The following is a 20,359-nucleotide window of genomic DNA, read 5'->3' on the forward strand; positions in this document are numbered from 1 at the left end:
CGGGACGTGCCCGCCGGCGACCCAGAACGCCGTTTTCGCGCGAAACCGGCGTTCCGCGTGAGGGCGGGGCGCCGGTTTCGCGCGAAAACGCCACCTACTGCCGGGTGCCGGGTGCCTTCGGGCGGGACAGGCGGAGCCCCTTGCGCGAAATCGGGAAGGCTCAGGCGCGCCCCGGTTCCCGGAGGAGACCGTTCGATCGCCGGCGTGCACGGCCGCGGCGTCGCCTGTCGCACCTCTGGTGCAGGATGCCCGGCAGGGTCTCGAGCGGGTGCGGCGACGCACTCCGGCTTGAGGTCCTCCGGGGCGACCGGCGATGATCTTGCTCCGGCCCCGTTGCCATCCCGACACGTGAGGACTGCCCATGACCACCCACGACGGCGAAGCCGCGTTACCGACGCGCCGGATCGCGCTCGCTTCCTTCGCCGGCACGACGATCGAGTTCTACGACTTCTTCATCTACGGCACCGCGGCCGCGCTGGTGTTCCCCAAGGTCTTCTTCCCCGCGCTGGGCACCGCGGCGGGCACGATCGCCTCGCTCGCCTCGGTCGCGGTGGCGTTCGTCGCCCGCCCGCTGGGCTCCGCGCTGTTCGGCCACCTCGGAGACCGGTTGGGGCGCAAGCGGACCCTGGTCTACACGCTGCTGCTGATGGGGCTTTCGACCGTGGCCATCGGCGTGCTGCCGGGTTCGGCGACGCTCGGGATCGCCGCGCCGGTCATCCTCATGGTCCTGCGGTTCCTGCAGGGCGTCGCGGTGGGCGGTGAATGGGGCGGCGCGGCCCTGCTCGCGGTGGAGTACGCCCCGCCCGGCAAGCACGGCCGCTTCGGGATGTTCCCGCAGCTCGGTCCCGGCACGGCCTTCGGCCTGAGCAGCGCGACCTTCCTGGCGGTCGAGCTGGTGCTGAGCCCGGACGCGTTCCTGGCCTGGGGCTGGCGGATCCCGTTCCTGCTCAGCGCCCTGCTGGTCGGCATCGGCCTCTACGTGCGGCTGCGGATCGAGGAGACCCCGGTCTTCCGCGAGCTGCACGCCGAGCGGGAACGCCGGATCCAGGACGCCGCGCCGCTGCGCGCCGCGTTCGGCCGCGACACCCGGCTGATCCTGCTCGCCGGGGGCACCGTGGCCGCGGCGTTCGCGCTGAACTACATGGGCACCGTCTACCTCACCACCTACGGCAGCACGGTGCTGGCGATCCCGCGCCCGACCATGCTCGCGCTCGGCGTGGTCGGCGGGATCGTGCTGGCCGCGGCCACGGCGGCCGGTGCGGCGGCGTCGGACCGGTTCGGCAGGCGCCGGGTGGTCCTCGTCGGGAACGTGGTCACCTTCGTCTGCGGGCTGATCGCCTTCCCGGTCATCGACACCGCGAACACCGCGCTCGCCGGGATCGGCCTGTGCCTGCTGATGATCGGGGGCGGGATCGTCCTCGGCCCGGCGGCCGCCTACCTGGCGGAGCTGTTCGCCACCGGGCACCGCTACACCGCGGCGGGCATGAGCTACAACGTGGCGACCATCATCGGCGGCGGTGTGCCGCCCGTCCTCGCCGCGGGTCTGGTCGCCGCGTACGGCAGCAACGCCATCGGCGTGATGCTCGGGGTGTACGGCGTGCTGAGCATCGTCTGCGGCCTGCTGCTGCCGGAAACGAAGGAGCGCTCGCTCCGCCGGATCGACGCCCCAGCGGACTCGCTCGCACAGCAGTAGGAACGTCCACAGTGGGCGGACCTGAGGATCTCGGGTCCGCCCACTGCGGTCAATCGTGGTCGCCGGCGAGGCGAACGGTCGTGAAGCGCAGGAAGTTCTGCACCATCGGGCCCATGCAGAACGCGATCAGCAGCGTGCCGAACCCGACCGTGCCGCCCAGGATCCAGCCGGCGGCCAGGACGACCACCTCGATCCCGGTGCGGACCACCCAGATCGGCCTGCCGGTGATGCGCACCGCGCCGGTCATCAGCCCGTCCCGCGGCCCCGAGCCGAACCTGGCCCCCAGGTAGACGGCGTCGAAGAAGGTCAGCATCAGCAGCCCGAGGACGAAGTAGCCGAGCTGCTGCGGCAGCGAAGCGGGCATCGGCACGAAGGTAGCGGCGACGTCCGCGGACGTTCCGACCAGGACGACGTTCAGGAAGGTGCCGATCCCCGGCAGTTCCCGGAGCGGGATCCAGCAGAGCAGCACGGCGACGGCCGTCAGGTTCGTCGCCCAGCCGAACGTCATCCCCGAGCGCAGCGAGATGCCCTCCGCCAGAACGCTCCAGCTCGAAGCCCCCAGCGACGACTGGACCAGGAACGTGAGGGACGTGCCGTACCCGATCAGCCCCACGACCAGCTGCGGGAACCGCCACGCCTTCTTCTCGGCGCGGAGCTGCTCGGCGGCCGTCATCCTGCGGGCCACCGAATGGCGGCGGCTTTTCGGTTGCGAGATCGAAGCCACGGGTGTCCTCAACGTCGGTTCGGGATCAACGCCGCCGATCGTGCCCGCCATCTGGCATGGGATAAAAGGGCCAGATCGTAGACTCTGGCCTCATGAACACGAGCAGCCGCGCGCTCGCCCGCCTGCTGGGCGACTGGTCCGCGGGCCCGGGGCCCGCGCATCGCCGCCTCTCCGACCTGATCCGCCTGCTGATCCTCGACGGCCGGCTGCCGCTGGCCACCACGATGCCGGGCGAGCGGGATCTGGCCGCGGTGCTCGGGATCAGCCGCACCACGGTGTCCACGGCCTACGCCGCGCTGCGCGAGCAGGGATATCTCAGCGCTCGGGCCCGGTCGCGCAGCCGGACCCGGGTTCCGCCGGGTGGGTCCCGACCGGAGCCGGACACCACCGGCCGGGACCTGATCGACTTCTCCCACGCGGCCCCGCCTGCTCCCGGCGAGGCCCTGCACCGGGCGTACCGCCGGGCGCTGGACCAGCTCCCCCGCCACCTGCCGCGCCACGGCTATTCGCAGCGCGGGCTGCCCGAGCTGCGCACCGCCATCGCCCGGCGGTACGCCGACCGCGGGCTGGCGACGACCCCGGACCAGGTCCTGATCACCAGCGGCGCCCAGCACGCCCTCGGGCTGATCGCGCGCACGCTGCTGCGGCCCCGCGACCGGGTCGTCGTCGAGCACCCCACCTATCCGCATGCGCTGCAGGTCTTCCGCGCGACCGGGTGCCAAGTCGTCCCGGTCCCGGTCACCGACACCGGGTGGGACGTCGAGAGCCTGTCCGCGGCCACCCGCGGCGTCGCGATGGCCTACCTCCTGCCGGACTTCCACAACCCGACCGGCCTCTGCCTGCCCGAGCGGGACCGGGCGGAGCTGCGGCCGGGCTGCCCGGTGGTGGTGGACGAGACGATGGCGGAGCTCGCCCTCGACGTCGATCCGCCGGTTCCGCTGGCCGCGCACCACACCGGCGTCATCTCGATCGGTTCGGCGGCCAAGACCTTCTGGGGCGGCCTGCGGGTCGGGTGGATCCGCGCCGACGCCGGCCTCGTCCAGCGGCTCGGGCAGGCGCGGTCCGGGATCGACCTCGGCACGCCGGTGGTGGAACAGCTAGCGTGCGCCGAGCTGCTGGGCGAGATCGACCGGCTCCTGCCGGACCGGCTGGCCGACCTCCGGCTGCGCCGCGGCCTGCTGCTGGACCTGCTGGCCGCGCGCCTGCCCGACTGGACGACCGGCCCGTCCGCGGGCGGCTTGTCGGTGTGGGCGCGGTTCCCCCAGCCGGTGAGCTCGGCGCTGGCCGCCGTGGCCCCGGAGTTCGGCGTGCGCCTGGCGGCCGGGCCGCGGTTCGGGATCGGCGGGGCGTTCGAGCGTTTCGTGCGACTGCCCTACTCGCTGGACGCCGCGGCGATGACGGCGGGGATCGATGGCATCGCCGGGGCTTTCGCGGCCGTGCAGGCCGGGCGACGCGCCGACACGCCACCGGCCGCGCTGGCCTGACTCAGGGACCGCCTCGGGGTGGCTACGCCCGGCTCATCCCGAAGGCGCCCGGTGCCCGACGCTGATGGCGATTTCGCGCGAAATCACCACTCCGCACGCCTGAGGAACGGCGATTTCGCGCGAGATCGCCGCCCTGCTCCCCAGGCGGCCACGTCCCACACGGGCCCGCACACCACTCGGAAACGGCGCCTCAGGTCAGGCGGGTGCGAGCGGCGGCGATCCAGTGCGGCGCCCCGGCTTGCCGCGCGATGGCCGCCGCTTGCCGGTAGTGGTTCCCGGCCGCTTCGCGCCGGTCCAGCGCGGCGGCCAGGTCGCCCAGGTACTGCGCGACGGGGCCGAGCACGAGCAGGCCGCTGCCCGCACCGGCGAGTTCGCCCGCCGCGGGCTGGAGCTGCTCGTAGACCCGCGCCATCATCGGCCGGTCCGCGAGGCCGATGGCCAGCACGGCTTCCAGGCACAGGCGTGCCTCGTAGAGCAGATCGCGGGGCGAGTCGGGCAGCGCCCGCGCCGCTTCCCGGGCCTGCTCGCGGCGACCGGCGGCGAGCAGGCCCAGCGGGCGAACCCAGTCCTCGTACGGACCCCAGTCCGCATTCCAGTCCACTTCGGACAGATCCGGCAGGCGCAGGCCCAGCAGGGCGAGCGGGAGAGCGCCCTGTTCCACGCCCCGCATCCCGGTGCCCCGCAACCGGATCGCGGCCGCGCGGTAAGCGGCCTCCGCCGCCGCCGATTCGCCGGAAACCGCCAGCCGTAGCGCGGCGTACCACTCGGTGAACACGCCCACCAGGGGAATCTCGTGGCGCCGGGCGAGCCGGTCGGCGGCCGCCGCGTGCGCGTCGGCGGCGGCGAACTCAGCCAGCGCGCAGTGGGCCTGGATCAGGATCAGGCGGCCGAGCACCTCGAAGGTCACCAGGCCGTGGCGTTCCGCCAGTTCGACCAGCTCCGCGCCGATGCGGGCGCGCTGCGGGGCGAGCCCGGCGCGCTGGAAGCACTGCATGAACCGGCCGTTGAGGGCGAACGCGAGCAGCGCCGGATCGTCCCGCTCGCGGGCGATCGCCTCGGCCTCGACGGCGGCCTCGTGCCCGCGTCGCGCCCGCGTGCCGCGCAGTTCCAGCGCGAGTGTGCTGAGCAGCCGGCTGCGTGCTTCGGCCCGGTCGTCCGGCAGAACCGCCAGGGTGCGCTCGGCTGCCTCGATGACTTGCCGCGCAACATCTTCGTCATCGTTGCGGGTCCAGATCGCGGGCACGTCGAACGCGCCGATCACCCGCGCAGTCAGGTCGGGATCGCCGAGCTCGTCGGCCGCGGCGATCGCCTCGGCGCGGTGCCGCCGGGCCTCGTCGAGCCCGCCCGCGACGGCGAGGGCCCGCACCAGGCCCGTGATCAGTTCGAGCCGGGCGCGCGCATCGCCGCTCCCGGAACGGTCGTGGGCCACGATCGCTTGCCGCCACAGCCGCGCCGCCTCGTGCGGGGCGAACCGCCGCTCTGCCGCCTCGGCCGCCTCCTTGGCGTAGCGTGCGGCCCGGCCCGCCGTCCGGCGGTCGTCGGCGTGGAAGTAGTGGTGCGCCAGGGATTCCACCTCGCCGGGCCGCAGCTGCTCGATCGTCTCCGCGATGGCGGCGTGCCAGCGGGCCCGGCGCAGGCGCGGCGCTTCCTCGTAGAGCGTGTCGCGGATCAGCTCGTGGGTGAACCGCAGCCGGTTCGGACCCGGTTCACCCACGAATCCCATGAGCAGCGCCGATTCGACCACGTCGAGCACCAGGCCCTCGTCCCCGGCCAACGGGACGAGCAGATCGAGGTCGACGTCGCGGCCGACGACCGCGGCCTGGCGCAGGACCGTGCGCGCCGGCTGCGGCAGCCCGGCCAGGCGACGGCGGATGACGTCCCGCACGCCCGCCGGAATCCCGGAGAGCGCTTTGCTCCCCTCCGCGTCGAACAGCCGCGTGAGCTCCCGGACGAAGAACGGGTTGCCGCCGCTGCGCCGGTGGATCGCGCGGGTGGTCGCGGCATCCAGTTCCCGGCCGGCGACCGCACGGGCGAGCTCGTCCACTTCGGACTCCGCCAGGCCGCCCAGGTAGACCCGGGTGGGTTCGGCCGGGGCGAAGCGGCCTAGCGCGTCGGTGAGAGCTGCGGAGATCTCGGTGCTGCGGTAGGTCGCGACGACCAGCACCCGCCGGTCGACGGGCGCCGCCGCCAGGAATGCCAGCAGGGAAAGGGTTTCCTCGCCGGCCCGGTGCAGGTCGTCGAACACCAGCAGCACGGGTGCGCGCTCGGCGACGGCGGACAGGTAGGAGGCGGCCTCGCGGTGCATCCGGAACCGCGCCGCGGCGGGGTCTTCGCCCGCCGCCGGTGGCACGGGCGGCGGATGCCCCGCGGCCGCGAGGACGGTGGTGATCTCCGTCCAGGGCCACCCGGCGGGTGCGCCGTCCTGCTCCGAGCTGCGCCCCCAAGCGGTGATCCAGCCGGCGGCCGCCAGCTCGTCGGTCAGGGCTTCGGCGAGCGCGGTCTTGCCCGCCCCGGCTTCGCCGGAGATCAGCGCCAGCCCCAGGCGGCCGCGAGCGCCGGCGGCCGCGAGCTGCGCGAGCTCGGCCGCGCGGCCGACGATCGGCGGTTCGACCGGCTGGTCGGCGCCGGCCTGTGCCTCGGCCGGGGCGGGCGCCGCGGACAGGTGCGGCGCCTGGCTGAGGATGTCCGCCTCCAGCCGTTGCAGGTTCCGGCCGGGGTCCACGCCCAACTCGGTCGCCAGGACCTTGCGCGCCTCGCGGAGCACGCCCAGGGCGTCGCCTTGCCGCCCGCTGCGGTAGAGCGCGAGCGCCAGCAGCTGCCAGGCCGTCTCGCGCCAGGGGTGTTCGGCGACCTGGCCTTCCAGATCGGGCACCGCCTCGGCCGCCCGCCCCAGCGCCAAGGCCGCCTGCGCCCGCCGCTCCACGGCCAGCAGCCGCAGCTCGTCGAGCCTCGAGATCTCGTGACGCGCCCAGGCCCGGCCGTCGAACTCCGCGAGCGCGGGCCCCCGCCACAGCTCCAAAGCTTCGTCCAAAGTGGACAGCGCAGTATCAGCCCGCCCCGCCGCGAGCATGGACGCGGAGTCGCCCACCGCCGCCTCGAACCGCTGGGCGTCCACCGATCCGGATTCCGCGCGCAGCGCATAGCCCGGCGCCGCCGTCACCAGCAGCCGGGCGGGAGAGCGGGGCGGCCGGTCCGGTTCGAGGGCTCGGCGCAAGCTGGAAACGACGGTCCGGACGGTGCCGACCGCGCTCTCCGGCGGGTCGTCCCACAGGTCGTCGATGAGCCGGGTGAGGGGCAGGACGCGCCCCCTGGCGATCAGCAGCCGGGCCAGCACGGCGCGGTGCAGCGGTCCCTTGAGGTCGACCGGGCCGCTCGCGCCGACCGCTTCCAGCGGACCGAGCAGGCCGAAGGTCATCCTCGACGCGCTCACCTGCACAGACACACCACGCACCTTATAAGGGGCCGGTTCAGAACGAGGCGCGGGCATGGCCGTCCTGGAAAGCAGCGCCGGTGTCAGGAACCGGACGCCTTCGGGTGAGCTGCCCGTGCTGAGCCGCCGTTGACCGGTTGTTGATCGGCCGCGCGCAGGCTCGACGGATCAACGCGAAACGAGGAAGGCCCACCATGGCACCGACGATCACCGGATTCGACTACCAGCGCGTCACCGTCGCCGACGGCGTGACGCTCAACGCGGCCGTGGGCGGCTCGGGCAGCCCGATCGTGCTGCTGCACGGCTTCCCGCAGACCCACCTGATGTGGCGGCACGTCGCCGCCGACCTCGCCGCCGACCACACCGTCATCTGCCCCGACCTGCGCGGATACGGCGACAGCGACAAGCCCGCCGACACCGACGGCCGGACTTACTCCAAGCGCACCATGGCCGCCGACGTCGTCGCCCTCGCCCGTGCCTTCGGCCACGAGCGCTTCGCCCTGGCCGGGCACGACCGAGGAGCCCTGGTCGCCATCCGCGCCGGCCTCGACCACCCCGAGACGATCACCCACCTCGCCTCGCTCGACGTCCTGCCGACGCTGGACATGTGGAACGTGATGCACGGCACCTCGGCCGCGGTGGGCTTCCACCTCTACCTGATGGCCCAGCCGCCCGGCTTGCCGGAACAGATGATCAGCGCCAGCGCCGACGCGTTCTTCGGCCACTTCCTCGACGTCTGGACCCAGGACCCCGGCGCCATCCCCGCCGACGTCCGCGCCGCCTACCTGACGGCCTCCCGCGAAGCGGTCACCTCGATCGTCGCCGACTACCGCGCATCGGCCCACGTCGACGTCGAGCACGACGGGGCCGACCGGGAGTCCGGGAACCGGCTGCGGATGCCGGTGACCGTCCTGCAGCAGGACTGGGGCGCCGTGCTCGGCTTCGACGCCGCCGCCCGCTGGCGCGAATGGGCGCCCGACCTCCGCCACATCCCGGTCTCCTGCGGTCACTTCATGGCCGAAGAAGCCCCCGCGGAGGTCACCAAGGCCCTGCGCGAACTCCTCACCCGGTGAACGGCTCGGCAGGCGCCCGGCGGATGGGATCGCGGCCGCTCCGGCGGCGGTCGTCAGCAAGTCCCGCACGAGCGAGGTGACGATTCGGAACCGCCGGTTCAGGTCAGGCGTGCTGCTGCGCGTCGAAGCGGCGGCGAGATGCCTCGATCTCGTCGAGGTGCGTCAGGGTCCACGCGCACATGCCGTTGACGGTGTCGCGGAGCGCTCGGCCCGCTTCGGTGAGGCGGTACTCGACGCGCGGCGGCACGGTGGCGTGCACCGTCCGGTGCACCACGCCGTCGCGTTCAAGCCTTCGCAGGGATTGGGTGAGCATCTTGTGGCTGATGCCCTCCACTTCGGCGCGCAGCTCGGTGAAGCGCAGGGTGCGGTCCCGCAGGACGCCGATGATCAGGAGGGCCCACTTGTTGGCCACTCCCGTGAAGATCTCGCGGGCGAGGGAATCGGCGCGCGTCACATCGGTGTCCCCCGGCGCCCGCCCGGCCTGCTCCGTTCCCACGAGGCTCCCTCTCGCTCGAAAGTGCGTTCCTACGCCGCGTAGCGTACTCACCTGCGGTGTCCCTGTTACCGGAAGAGACCGCCGCGAAGCACTTCGGTCGTGAGCGTTTGGAGCGCCATAGCGGCCCAAAACACTCACGACCGAACGGTGACCGGCCAAACCCGCCCTGACCACCGCACCCCCGGTCGCGCGCTGTTCGCCCCGCAGCGCCAGGTCACCGGCCGTCGAAGTACACCTCCAGCTCGGCGATCGACGTGAATGTCGCCGTACCGCCGGGGATTCCGATGATCCGGACGCCGTCCCCGGCGATCGGGTCGAACGCGAGCACGTAGGTCTTGTTCGGGCCCGCGGTGCTGTCGTAGGGGTACGCGGGAGCGGTCGCCAGGCCGCTGACGCCCACCCAGTTCGCGCCCTGGCGGACCTGCACGGTCAGGTCGCGGGCGAACCAGCCGCCATCCGAGAACATGCTGCCCGTCGTGTAGACGACGCGGTCGATCCAGTACTCGTCCTGCCAGACGTACCCCCAGAAGTCGGCCTGCTTGCGGGCGCCGTCGAAGCTGTCCTCGCTCTCCTCGCGGACGCCGTTGTTGAGGTAGTCGCCGTGGCCGTAGTGGGCCGACTTCTCGATGGGGAACGGCCTTCTCCCGGGGGCGGCGAGGTTGTCCGCCGGGTCGGGCGGGTTCTGCCCCGGGTCGCCGGGCCTGCGCGGGGAAACGTGGAAGCGGCGCAGCGAGAACTCGTAGTTGGGCAGCCCGCACGCCACGTTCAGGAACCAGTTGGACTGCAACCACATCCGCGTCCCGTCGGCCGAGACGAACTTGGCCGGGATGGTGGGGGCGTAGCCGCCGTTCTTCGGCCCGGCGCAGGCCGGCTTCGGTTCGCCGGTCTCCGGTGCCGGCACGTCGTGGCCGCCCGGCACGGGGAGCAGCCGGACGCGGCCGGGGCGGCCGAACCAGGGCTGGGCGCCGAAGTCCTTCGACATGAACAGCCGCCAAGGCCCCCACGGCGCCGGGGCCTCGTAGAACTCGAAGGTGTATTCGGTCCACGAGGTGTAGATGAACCGGCGCAGCGGGGCGTTGTAGAGGACGCCGCCCTGGGAGATCACGGTCAGATCGCGGCGGCCTTCGCCGTACAGGTCGGTGTACAGCCGCCGTTCGTCGGTGAGCACCGGCGCCTTCTCGCCGATGCTTGCGCTCCACTGTGGACCACCGTCGCTCCCCGCCCCGGCGTAGAACCGCCAGGTGTCCCGCTGCTGGATCGAGTTCCGGGGAACCCGCGCCAGGTAAAGGCTCGTCGGCGAAGTCACCGTGTTGCTGTAGGAGTCGCGCCAGTTGCCGTCCAGGCCGTAGGCGTACACGTACCCGGCGTTCTCCGGGCCGAGCGACCGGGCGTGCTCCTGGCTGCGGCCGAAGTCGAGGAACATCACGGTGGTGAAGACGTGGCCGGTGAACATCGGCTCGGACGGCTGCTGCCAGGTGATCCCGTAGTCCTCCGACTTGACGACGGTGGCGTCCACGGCGTCGTCGAACGCGGTGGACGCGGGCGCGAAGCGCAGGTCCTGCACCGCCAGGTACAGCTCGTCCCGGCCGTCGCCGTTGCCGTCGACGGCGACGATGCCGGTGGGCTTCGCGTTGTACAGCTTTTGATCGGCGTGGGGCTTGGCGACCGCGTCGCCGGCGGCCAGCCGTTCGCCGCGCAGGCCGGTCTCGGGCGTTCCGGCGATCCGGTTCACCACGATGGCCGCCATCGGATCGTCGCCGAAGCCCTGTCCGTCGCCGTTGGCCGTGTAGACGTAGTCGTCGTCCGCCCAGCAGGTCGGCCACAGGTCGCCGGTGCTGTCGGTGGTCGCAGTGGCGGCATATTCGGTGAACGCGGTCGCGAAGAAGGTGCTGGCCGGATCGGCGACGGTCAGGCCTTGCGCCTCGCCCGCGCGCGGCACGCCGCCGAGGAGCACCGCGCCCGCGCCCGCGAGCGAGAGCTTGACGAACTCGCGCCGGTCCACCTCATCACCCCAGCGCGCAAACGCGCCGGGCGACCCGGGCCTTCGAAGAAGGAGTTGCCATCGACCACCTCCACGCGGCGACGGGCAACGGGGAGGACCGCGAGCAGGTGAGCACCGACAGCGCCGCCCCCTCGACGCGCCCGTCACACCCCTGGTACCCCACAACCCCGCCCGCAATACCTGGCCGGCGATTCGCGGTGCGCAGTCGGCGTGGCAGGGAATCGCGGAGCGCGACCGCGCGCACCAGGGCAACCGCGTCCACCGGCAGCGGAGCAGGCGGTCCACAATGGATGTCGGCGGACAAGCGAACGCCCGGCCGGGGCCGGGCGTTCGTCAGGCGTGCTTCTCGGGTCGTTCTTCCTGGTCCACTGGTCGGGCTTCGCCCAGGATGTTGATCGGCCTGCGGCTGCGGACGGTCCCGAACAGCAGTGCCTGCGCCGTCGCCACCATGTGGTCCTGGATCACCGTTTGCGTCTTGACCGGGTCGCCCGATTCGATCGCCGTGACGATCTCCAGGTGGCGGTCGGCGCTCATGTTGCTCAGCGCTCGCTCCAGGCCGCGGTACATGATGCACATGCGGATCGAGCCTTCCAGCAGCTTCCACGACCGCAGCAGCGCGTCGTTCCCGGTGAGTTCGCACAGCAGCTCGTGGAAGGCCAGGTCCGCCTCGATCTGCGCCTCCAGCGAGACCTGCGCGGCCGCCACCATGTCGTCGACGGCGGCGCGCAGGCTCTGGCAGTGCTGTTCCCGGTAGTAGCTGGAGGCCAGCGTCTCGCCGGCCACCGCCTCCAGCGCGGCGCGGACGGTGAAGGTGTTGATGATGTCCTTCTCGTCGATCTGCCGGACCGCGACCCGGCCGCGATCGCCGTAGGAGACCAGGCCCTCCTGCTGCAGTTCGCGCAGCGCCTCGCGCAGCGTGCCGCGGCTGATGCCGAGCTGGTCGGACACCTGCACCTCGCCTAGGTGGGTGCCCGGCGGGAACGTACCGGTGGTGATCGCCTTCCGCAGGGCGTCGACGGCCATCTGCCGGAGGTTCCGGCCTGCCTGCGCCTGACGGCTCACCACTCGCAGCCTCCTCGGTTCCGCGCCACCGACGGCGCTCAGCACCGTTCGTACTCGGCAATCAACTCTACCTTCGCCGCGCTGGGCGATCGGTGGTCGAACTCGTAACCGAGCCATTCGCGCACCAGCCGGCGGGCCAGTTCGAGCCCCACCACCCGCTGCCCGACGGCCAGTACCTGGCAGTTGTTGGACAGCACGGACCGCTCCACCGAGTACGAGTCGTGGGCGGTGGTGGCGCGCACGCCGGGCACCTTGTTGGCCGACAGCGCCATCCCGATACCGGTGCCGCAGACGAGCACGGCCCGGTCGGCGGTGCCCGCGCGCACGGCCTCGCCCGCGGCCAGCCCGATCTCCGGGTACGGCCGGTGCACGTCGTCGGCGTCGCGGTGCACGCCGAGGTCGATCACCTCGCTCACCCGGGGATCGGCGCGCAGGTCGGCGGCGAGGCGTTCCTTGTAGTCCAGTCCGGCGTCGTCGCAGCCGATCGCGATCCGGTAGGTCATCGGGTTTCTCCCGTCAGGTGGTCGGCGATCGTCCGGGCGATCAGGGCAGTGGACACCGCGCCGGGATCGGGCGTGCCGATGCTGCGCTCGGCCAGCGGCCGGGCCCGTCCCTTGCGCGGCACCAGTTCCGCGGTGTTCCGGGCCGCCTTGTCGGCGGCCTCGGCTGCGCTCGACCACGCGGCGGCCGCCGGAGCACCGGCAGCGACGGCGGACAGCAGTTCGGCCCGGAACGGTTCCAGTGCGTCCACCAGCGTCTTGTCCCCGACTGCCGCGCCACCGAGCGTCGTGATCCGTGTGGTCAGCGCGTCCACCGCCTCTCCCGCGACTTCCGCGCTGCCGCCGCGGTCGCCGATGGCTTCGCCGGCGGCGCGCAGCCCGGCGCCCCACAGGACGCCGGACGTGCCGCCCGCGCGCGCCGCCCAGCCGTCCCCGGCGGCGGCGAGGCAGTCCCCCGCTCCCGCCCCGGCCCGCTGGGCTTCCTCGGCGGCGGCCAGCGCGGCGCCGATGCCGCGGACCATGCCGCGGCCGTGGTCGCCGTCGCCCGCCACGGCGTCGATGGCACCCAACTCGTCTTCCGCTTCCCCCAATGCCGAAGCCACCTGGCGCAGCGCCGCGAGCACGTGTTCCGCGAGCTCGCGGGACCCGGCCGAGGCGGGCGAGTACACCGGCGCAGTCGTTTCCGGCTCACTCGCCTCAGGCTGGACCGCCGCCTGCGGCTCGCCGGCCGTCCGGCCGCGCCGGAACGCCGGTGTCCACGCCGGAGCCGCCCACAGGCGTTCGAGTTCGTCGTCCAGCCACGTGACGGTGAGCGACACCCCCGCCATGTCGAGGCTCGTCACGAGCTCGCCCACCTCGGGCAGCACCGGGACGTGCCCCGATTCGCGCAGCAGCGCGGCCACCGGCCGCCACAGCACGAGCAGTTCCTCCTGCTTGACCGCGCCGAGGCCGTTGAGCAGCACCGCCACCCGCTCCCCCGCGTCCGCGGGCTTCTCGACCAGGAGCCTGCTGACGAAGTCGGCCGCGAGTTCCCCGGCCGAGGGCAAGGGAACGTCCCGCAGGCCGGGCTCGCCGTGGATGCCCAGTCCCAGGCCCATCTGCCCGTCCGGCACGCTGAACAGCGGCTCGGGCGCACCGGGGAAGGTGCACCCTGCGAACGCGGTGCCGATCGTGCGCGTGCGCTCGTTGGCCTTCCGGCCCACCCGCACGACCCCGGCGAGGTCCATGCCCTCGTCGGCTGCCGCGCCCATGATCTTGAAGACCGCGAAGTCGCCCGCGATGCCGCGCCGCCGCTGCGCCTCCGCTGCCGGGGCGCTGGCGATGTCGTCGGTGACCACCACGTTGTCGACGGCGATCCCCTCGGCCCGCAGCCGGTCGGTGGCCAGGCCGAAGTTCATCACGTCGCCGGCGTAGTTGCCGTAGCCGAACACCACCCCGGCGCCGGACTGCGCGACCATCGCCACCGAGTAGGCGTCCTGCGCGGACGGCGACGTGAACAGGTTGCCGCTGACCGCGCCGTCCGCCAGGCCGGGGCCGATGATCCCGTAGAAGGCCGGGTAGTGGCCGGAGCCGCCGCCGGGCAGCACCGCGACCTTCGGGCGCTGCGGGCGGGCCCGCCGCACCGCACCGCCCGGCACCTGCCGCACCAGGTCGGCGTGCAGCTCGCAGAACCCGGCCAGCGCGTCGTCGGCGAACGTGGCCGGGTCGTCCCACAGATACGTCATGTCACCCATCCGTCCTCAGTGGAGGAACGCCCCGCCGTTGATGTCGATCGTGGTGCCCTGCAGGTAGCCGGCGTCGTCGGTGGACAGCCAGGTGATCACGGCGGCCACGTCGTCCACTGTGGCCTGACGGCCGACCGGGATGCCGCTGGTGATGGCGTCCTCCAGCTCCGGGGTGGTCGCGCCCGCGCGGATGTCGGTGTCCACCGCGCCCGGCGCGACGGCGTTGACGGTGATCCCGGCCGCCCCGAGCTCCTTGGCCAGCGACTTGGTGAACCCGAGGATGGCGGCCTTCGCGGCGCAGTACGGGGTCTTGCCGAACACTCCCCCGCCCTGCTGGGCCGACACCGACGACATGGTGACGATGCGTCCCCAGCCCGCCTCGATCAGGTCCGGCAGGAACGCCTTGGTGACCAGGTAGGTGCCCGTCGCGTTGACCGCCAGCACCTTGTTCCACAGGTCGAGGGTGGTCTCCAGGAACGGCACCGGCGAGGTGATGCCCGCGATGTTGGCCAGCGCGCCGACCGCGGGCAGCCGGCCCGCGGCCACCTCGGCCCGCACCGCGTCGTAGGCGGCCTGCACCGACGGCTCGTCGGCGACGTCGATGCCGTGCGCGAACACCGTCGCGCCGGTCTGCGCGGCGATGTCCTCGGCGGCTGCCTTCGCGGCCGGCTCGTCGAGGTCGAGCACGACGACGGCCCACCCCTCGCGGGCGTACCGCAGTGCCGCCGCCTTCCCGATGCCTCGCGGCGCGGCCGCGCCCGTCACCACCGCCGTGCGCTGGATGCTGGTCACTGCTGGTCCTCCTTCGGTCGACGATTCAGAGCAGGGTCGCGATGTACTCGGCGGCGCGCACCGCCGCGGCGGGCCGTTCGTCGTCGGTGACATCGCGGGTTTCGAGTTCGAGCGCGAACGATCCGCCGTAGCCGGCGGAGCGCAGCGCCTCGAACGCGGCGGGGAAATCGACCACGCCGTTGCCGATGCTGTGGTTGATCCCGCCGGGGACGGCGTCCCTGAGGTGCACGTGGGCGATCCGCGGCCCGAACCGCAGCGCGAAGGCGGCCGGGTCGCCGCCGGAGGCCACGATGTGGCTGGTGTCGAGCACGACACCCACCGCCGGATCCAGCCGCTCGATCAGCTTCGCGGCCAGGTCGACGTCGGCGCACAGGCGGAAGAAGTGCGGCGCCTCGACCCAGATCGCCACGCCGTGGGCGCTCGCGAGCCCGGCGGCCCGCGCGAGCTCGCCCGCGACGCGATCCAGGTCGGTGTCCAGGCCGGTCACCGGCTCGTGCGACTGGGCGCCGCACGGCAGCACCAGGGCATCCGCGCCGCAGCCCGCGGTCAGGTCGAGCAGGCGGCGCAGGTGCGTCTCCCGCTCCCGGGCGGCGTTCGCGTCGAGCTCCAGGTTGAGGTCGCCGATGTCGCCGTTGACCGACCGGACGGCGAGGCCGCCCGCCCGCACTGTCGACACCACCTCGGCCACGGCGGCCTCGGTCAGCTCGTAGGGCACGTGGTCGCACACGCCGGGCAGCGCGCCCAGATCGATCTCCGCGAAGCCGCACCCCGCGATCACGCCGAGCGCCTCGGACAATCCGAGGTGGCGGAAGCTGATGGTCGAGCACCCGGGCCAGCGGTCCGACAAGGTTCCTCCTCGAGCAGCGAATGCGGAGATGTTAACAGCGCTCTGTCAACACACAAGAGCATCCCGCCAAATACGGTTGTTACCGCTAGTGGCAGCAGTTTTACTCGACAGATCACTGTTGACAAACCAGCGAGCAGAGCTGAATATCTCCCGCAGTGTTGACACCGCTGAGCCGGTGTCGGCAACGTCGAACTACCCCAATGAAGAGGTGAGTGATGAGCGCGGAACCGCTGCGCATTAGCGGGCCGGTGCACGGCACACCGGACGTGCGCCGGGTGGCGTGGGGATCGACCGCGGGCGCCGTGATCGAGAGCTACGACTTCATCGGTTTCGGCACGGCCGCGGCCCTCTACTTCGGCACCGCGTTCTTCCCGAACGCCTCACCGATCGTCGGGACGCTGTCAGCCTTCGCCACGCTAGGCGTCGGGTTCATCGCCCGGCCGCTCGGCGGCGTCATCGGCGGCCACCTCGGCGACCGGATCGGCCGCAAGCCCGTGCTGGTCGCCTCGCTGATCGTGATGGGCCTGGCCACGTTCGCCATCGGCCTGCTGCCCACCTACGCGCAGGTCGGCGTGCTCGCCCCGGCGCTGCTGGTCACCGTGCGGATCATCCAGGGCATCGCCTACGGCGCCGAATGGGGCGGGGCGATCCTCATGACCTACGAGCACGCCCCCTGGCTGCGCAAGGGCAAGTTCACCGGCATCGTGCAGGCCGGCTTCCCGATCGGGCTGCTGCTGGCCAACCTCGTCTTCCTCGGCTCGGTCGCGCTGCCCGGCGACTGGGCCTGGCGCGTGCCGTTCCTGGCCAGCCTGCTGCTGGTGATCATCGGGCTGATCGTGCGGTCGAAGGTGCCCGAGTCGCCGGTGTTCGAGGACGTCCGGGACAGCGGCGAGATCGTCAAGTCGCCGATCGTCGAGGTGATCAAGGACGACTGGCGGAACCTGCTGCGCGGCATCGGCCTGCGCATCGCCGAGACCGCGGGCTACGCCGTGGCCATCACGTACATGATCTCCTACCTGAAGTCGGAGAAGCTGGCCACCAGCGGCGAGACGATCCTGTCGCTGTGCATCGCCTCGGCGATCGGCATCTTCGCCACGATCGCCTGGGGCGGGCTGACCGACCGGGTCGGACGGCGCCCGGTGTACGTCTGGGTCTGCCTCTTCGGCGCGGCCTGGGCGATCCCGATGTTCCTCCTGGTCAACACGGGCTCGGTGCTGGCGATCATCGCCACCGTGGCCATCTCCTACGGCGTCTGCCAGAACGCGCTGGCCGGCTCGCAGGGCGCGTGGTTCCCGGAGCTGTTCCAGGCGAAGACCCGCTCCTCGGGCGCCTCGCTGGCCTACCAGATCTCGGCGATGATCTCCGGTTTCACGCCGTTCGTCACCACCCTGCTGTTCCTCGCGCTCGGCTGGACGGGTCCCGCGCTGCTGTTCCTGGCCTACTCGGTGCTCGGCCTGGTCGCCGCCCTGCTGACCCGCGAGACCTTCGGCAAGCGGGAGCGGCAGGAAGCGCTCCGCCGCAGCGCGGAGAACGACGATCCCCAGCCCGCCGCCGCGCACTGAGAGGCCTGTTTCCAGACTCGTCTTGCGTGGCGGTGCGGGTCGCGGAACCTCAGGTGCCTTCTCACTGTGGGATCCCCGCCAATTCACCACGTCGGGACTGTTCTCGCGAGAAGACACCTGAGAACCCGCGGCTGCGCAAGCCGCGTACGTGGGCTAAGCGGCTACGCCGCTTCAAAGACGGAACCGGCTTCATCAACAGTCTCCGAGACCGCCTACACCGCCTGAGAGGAACACGATGACGATCGCCACCGGCAGCGACCTGACGGCGCGCGCCGACCGGGTGCGTGCGGCGGCATTCCGCATGCGGCACCACGTGCTGGACATGGGAGAGGTGCAGGGCCAGGGGTACGTAGGGCAGGCGCTGGGCGTCGCCGACGTCCTCGCCGCGCTCTACGTCGACCAGCTGCGCTTCCGCGCCGACGACCCGCACTGGCCGGAGCGGGACCGGTTCCTGCTGTCCACCGGCCACTACGCCATCGCCCTGTACGCCGCGCTCGCGGAGGCCGGCACCATCCCGGTCGACGAGCTGGAGACCTACGGCGCCGACGGCTCCCGGCTGCCCATGTCGGGCATGGCCTCCTACACGCCCGGCATGGAGATCTCCGGCGGGTCGCTCGGGCACGGCCTCGCCGTCGCGGTCGGCATGGCGCTCGGCACCCGGCTGCGGGGCGAGCAGCCCCGCATCGTCAACTTCCTGTCCGACGGCGAGCTGGACGAGGGCTCCACCTGGGAGGCCGCGATGGGCGCCGCCCACCACCGGCTCGGCCGGATCCTGGCCGTCGTGGACATGAACGCGCTGCAGGCGGACGGGCCCACGAAGGGCGTGCTGGGCATCGAGCCCGCCGAGGAGAAGTGGGCCGCGGCGGGCTGGTTCACCCAGCGCGTCGACGGCAACGACGTGCCGGCGCTGCTGCGCGCGCTCGACGCCGCCGCGCGGCGATCGGCGCCCGTCGGCGAGCCGGCGGTGATCCTCTGCGACACCAGGATCGGGCGCGGCGTCCCGCTGCTGGAGGCCAGGGAGAAGGCGCACTTCATGCGGATCGAGGAGCACGAGTGGCAGCTGTGCCGCGAGCAGCTGACCGAGGACCACCCGGGAGAGCAGACACGATGACCGCCACGACCCCGAAGCGGCTGACCACCTCCGCGATGATCGCCTCGTTCGCCGACCCCGGGCAGCGGACCACCAGCGCCCCGTTCGGCCACGCGCTGGCCGCGCTCGCCGAGGCGGACGACCGGATCGTCGGGCTGACCGCCGACCTCGGCAAGTACACCGACATGCACGTGTTCGCCGCGGCCCACCCCGACCGGTTCTTCCAGATGGGCATGGCCGAGCAGCTGCTCCTCGGCGCGGCCGCCGGGATGGCCGAGGTGGGGCTCGTGCCGTTCGCGTCGACCTACAGCGTCTTCGCCGCCCGGCGCGCCTACGACTTCCTCTGCCTGGACATCGCCGAGCCGAACCTCAACGTCAACGTCGTCGGCGGGCTCCCGGGCCTGACGACCGGCTACGGGCCCAGCCACCAGGCGACCGAGGACGTGGCGATCTTCCGCGGCATGCCGAACCTCACCATCGTCGACCCGTGCGACGCGGTGGACATCGAGCAGGCGGTGCCGCAGCTGGCCGCCGCCGAAGGACCGACGTACCTGCGGCTGCTGCGCGGCAAGGTGCCGACCGTGCTGGACGAGTACGACTACTCGTTCCGCCTCGGCAAGGCAGCGGTGCTGCGCGGCGGTTCGGACGTCGTGTTCGTCTCAAGTGGACTGATGACGATGCGGGCGCTGCAGGCCGCGGAGGAGCTCGCGAAGCGCCGGGTCGACGTCGCCGTGGTGCACGCGCCGACCATCAAGCCGTTCGACGCCGACACCGTCCTGTCCGAAGTGGACTCCGATCGGCTGGTGGTGACGCTGGAGAACCACACCGTGGTGGGCGGGCTTTTCGAGACCGTCGCCTCGGCCGTGGTCAGCCGCGGGCTGGGCAAGCGGATCGTGCCGATCGCGCTGCCCGACGCCTTCCTGGACGCCGGCGCCCTGCCGACGCTGCACGAACGCTACGGCCTCGCGACCGGCGCCATCGTCAGCAAGGTCCTCGACTCCCTCGGCTGACCGCGACGGCCGGGACCGGCGGCGTACCCGGTTCCCGGCCCGCAGGCCACCGCTCGCCCACGGTGGGGTGAATTGCGGGATTTTCGGCGAGATCGCAGTGAACTCGGTGACGCACGTGCCCGAAGAGTGCGTGCGATGTGAATCTACTACGCGATTCTACGAGGTGAGTTCATTGCGGAAAGCGAGCCACTGGACCCTGGCGGCCCTGGGCGCACTGTGCCTGAGCGGATCGGCCGCACTGCCGATCGCGGCAGCCGCGCCCGCTCCCCTGGAGGCGTCGTTCAGCAACGTGGCGGCGGGCACGTGCCTGCAGAGCCCGGACGGCTACGCGATCACGTTGACCGACTGCAACCCGAGCGATCCCAAGCAGAACTGGTCGCGCGAGTACCTCGGCCACTCGGAGCTGATCCGGGTCAACCGCACGAACAGCTGCATGGGGCACGGGGGCGGCCCGCACGTGCGCCTGATGCCGTGCGACTCCTACGACCCGACCCAGCAGTGGCGGGCTGAGGCCGCCGACGAAGGCAGCCTGCTGCACCACATGGACACCAACACCTGCCTGGGCCACCTGAGCGGGTCGGACGTCCGGCTGTTCCCCTGCGACCCGGAGAACCCGGCCCAGCAGTGGGGCCTGACCGCGAGCTGAGCCGAGTGCCGTGGGTCTTCCGGGCCGCTGCGGCCGCCCGGAAGACCCGCGACCGGATCCGGCGGGTTGGCGATTTCGCGCGAAATCGCCAACCCGCCCTCATGCCGCGCGCTGATTTCGCGCGAAATCGGGCTCTTGTGACTGGTCCGTGGGTGTTCAGGCGCGTCCGGGGAGGGTTGGGGGCTGGCCGCCGAGGGCGAGCATGGCCAGGGCGATGAGTGCTT

General features: G+C 72.4%; 16 protein-coding genes. 7 read left to right on the forward strand and 9 right to left on the reverse strand.

Features of this window, described 5'->3' with window-relative positions:
- Positions 1–361: 361 nt before the first annotated feature.
- Positions 362–1,693, forward strand: a complete 1,332-nt coding sequence (locus tag AC07EQ_RS42935; RefSeq protein ID WP_478393533.1) for an MFS transporter — start codon at positions 362–364, stop codon at positions 1,691–1,693.
- Positions 1,694–1,742: 49 nt separating this feature from the next.
- Here AC07EQ_RS42935 and yczE read toward each other — a convergent pair whose 3' ends face one another.
- A complete protein-coding gene (yczE, locus tag AC07EQ_RS42940) occupies positions 1,743–2,468 on the reverse strand; it encodes a membrane protein YczE (protein ID WP_478393534.1) in 726 nt (241 codons plus the stop codon).
- A gap of 41 nt (positions 2,469–2,509) precedes the next feature.
- Between yczE and yczR the strand changes: the two genes are divergently transcribed.
- Entirely contained in the window at positions 2,510–3,901 is a 1,392-nt protein-coding gene (gene yczR / locus AC07EQ_RS42945; protein WP_478393535.1) for a MocR-like transcription factor YczR, read from the forward strand.
- A 190-nt stretch (positions 3,902–4,091) separates the two neighbouring features.
- Here the strand turns inward: yczR and AC07EQ_RS42950 are convergent, their stop codons facing one another.
- A complete protein-coding gene (locus tag AC07EQ_RS42950; protein WP_478393536.1) occupies positions 4,092–7,343 on the reverse strand; it encodes a BTAD domain-containing putative transcriptional regulator in 3,252 nt (1,083 codons plus the stop codon).
- A gap of 182 nt (positions 7,344–7,525) precedes the next feature.
- Between AC07EQ_RS42950 and AC07EQ_RS42955 the strand changes: the two genes are divergently transcribed.
- Positions 7,526–8,404, forward strand: a complete 879-nt coding sequence (locus tag AC07EQ_RS42955) for an alpha/beta fold hydrolase (RefSeq protein ID WP_478393537.1) — start codon at positions 7,526–7,528, stop codon at positions 8,402–8,404.
- A gap of 103 nt (positions 8,405–8,507) precedes the next feature.
- Here the strand turns inward: AC07EQ_RS42955 and AC07EQ_RS42960 are convergent, their stop codons facing one another.
- From AC07EQ_RS42960 to AC07EQ_RS42990, 7 genes are all read right to left on the reverse strand, one after another.
- Complete coding sequence (locus tag AC07EQ_RS42960; RefSeq protein ID WP_478393538.1) at positions 8,508–8,900, reverse strand: winged helix-turn-helix transcriptional regulator; 393 nt, start codon at positions 8,898–8,900, stop codon at positions 8,508–8,510.
- Between the two features lie 214 nt (positions 8,901–9,114).
- A complete protein-coding gene (locus AC07EQ_RS42965; RefSeq protein ID WP_478393539.1) occupies positions 9,115–10,902 on the reverse strand; it encodes a hypothetical protein in 1,788 nt (595 codons plus the stop codon).
- Between the two features lie 333 nt (positions 10,903–11,235).
- On the reverse strand, positions 11,236–11,967 hold the full coding sequence (locus AC07EQ_RS42970; RefSeq protein WP_478393540.1) for a GntR family transcriptional regulator: 732 nt from the start codon (positions 11,965–11,967) through the stop codon (positions 11,236–11,238).
- Between the two features lie 35 nt (positions 11,968–12,002).
- On the reverse strand, positions 12,003–12,467 hold the full coding sequence (locus AC07EQ_RS42975; RefSeq protein ID WP_478393541.1) for a ribose-5-phosphate isomerase: 465 nt from the start codon (positions 12,465–12,467) through the stop codon (positions 12,003–12,005).
- Positions 12,464–14,188 (reverse strand): dihydroxyacetone kinase family protein, encoded by a 1,725-nt coding sequence (locus tag AC07EQ_RS42980; protein WP_478393542.1) that lies wholly within the window; start codon positions 14,186–14,188, stop codon positions 12,464–12,466. The genes AC07EQ_RS42975 and AC07EQ_RS42980 overlap by 4 nt, the downstream gene beginning before the upstream one ends.
- A 15-nt stretch (positions 14,189–14,203) precedes the next feature.
- On the reverse strand, positions 14,204–14,980 hold the full coding sequence (locus AC07EQ_RS42985) for an SDR family NAD(P)-dependent oxidoreductase (protein WP_478393543.1): 777 nt from the start codon (positions 14,978–14,980) through the stop codon (positions 14,204–14,206).
- Between the two features lie 25 nt (positions 14,981–15,005).
- Positions 15,006–15,827, reverse strand: coding sequence for a sugar phosphate isomerase/epimerase family protein (locus tag AC07EQ_RS42990; RefSeq protein ID WP_478393544.1), 822 nt, complete (start codon positions 15,825–15,827; stop codon positions 15,006–15,008).
- Between the two features lie 215 nt (positions 15,828–16,042).
- Between AC07EQ_RS42990 and AC07EQ_RS42995 the strand changes: the two genes are divergently transcribed.
- From AC07EQ_RS42995 to AC07EQ_RS43010, 4 genes are all read left to right on the forward strand, one after another.
- On the forward strand, positions 16,043–17,389 hold the full coding sequence (locus AC07EQ_RS42995) for an MFS transporter (RefSeq protein ID WP_478393545.1): 1,347 nt from the start codon (positions 16,043–16,045) through the stop codon (positions 17,387–17,389).
- A 235-nt stretch (positions 17,390–17,624) separates the two neighbouring features.
- Positions 17,625–18,500: a transketolase gene (locus AC07EQ_RS43000; RefSeq protein WP_478393546.1), complete on the forward strand. Its 876-nt coding sequence runs from the start codon at positions 17,625–17,627 to the stop codon at positions 18,498–18,500.
- Positions 18,497–19,489 (forward strand): transketolase family protein, encoded by a 993-nt coding sequence (locus AC07EQ_RS43005; RefSeq protein WP_478393547.1) that lies wholly within the window; start codon positions 18,497–18,499, stop codon positions 19,487–19,489. Before AC07EQ_RS43000 ends, AC07EQ_RS43005 begins: the two co-directional genes overlap by 4 nt.
- 172 nt (positions 19,490–19,661) lie before the next feature.
- Positions 19,662–20,135 (forward strand): RICIN domain-containing protein, encoded by a 474-nt coding sequence (locus tag AC07EQ_RS43010; RefSeq protein ID WP_478393548.1) that lies wholly within the window; start codon positions 19,662–19,664, stop codon positions 20,133–20,135.
- Positions 20,136–20,359 lie beyond the last annotated feature (224 nt).

It is taken from the genome of Saccharopolyspora sp. NPDC045839 (assembly GCF_056431645.1).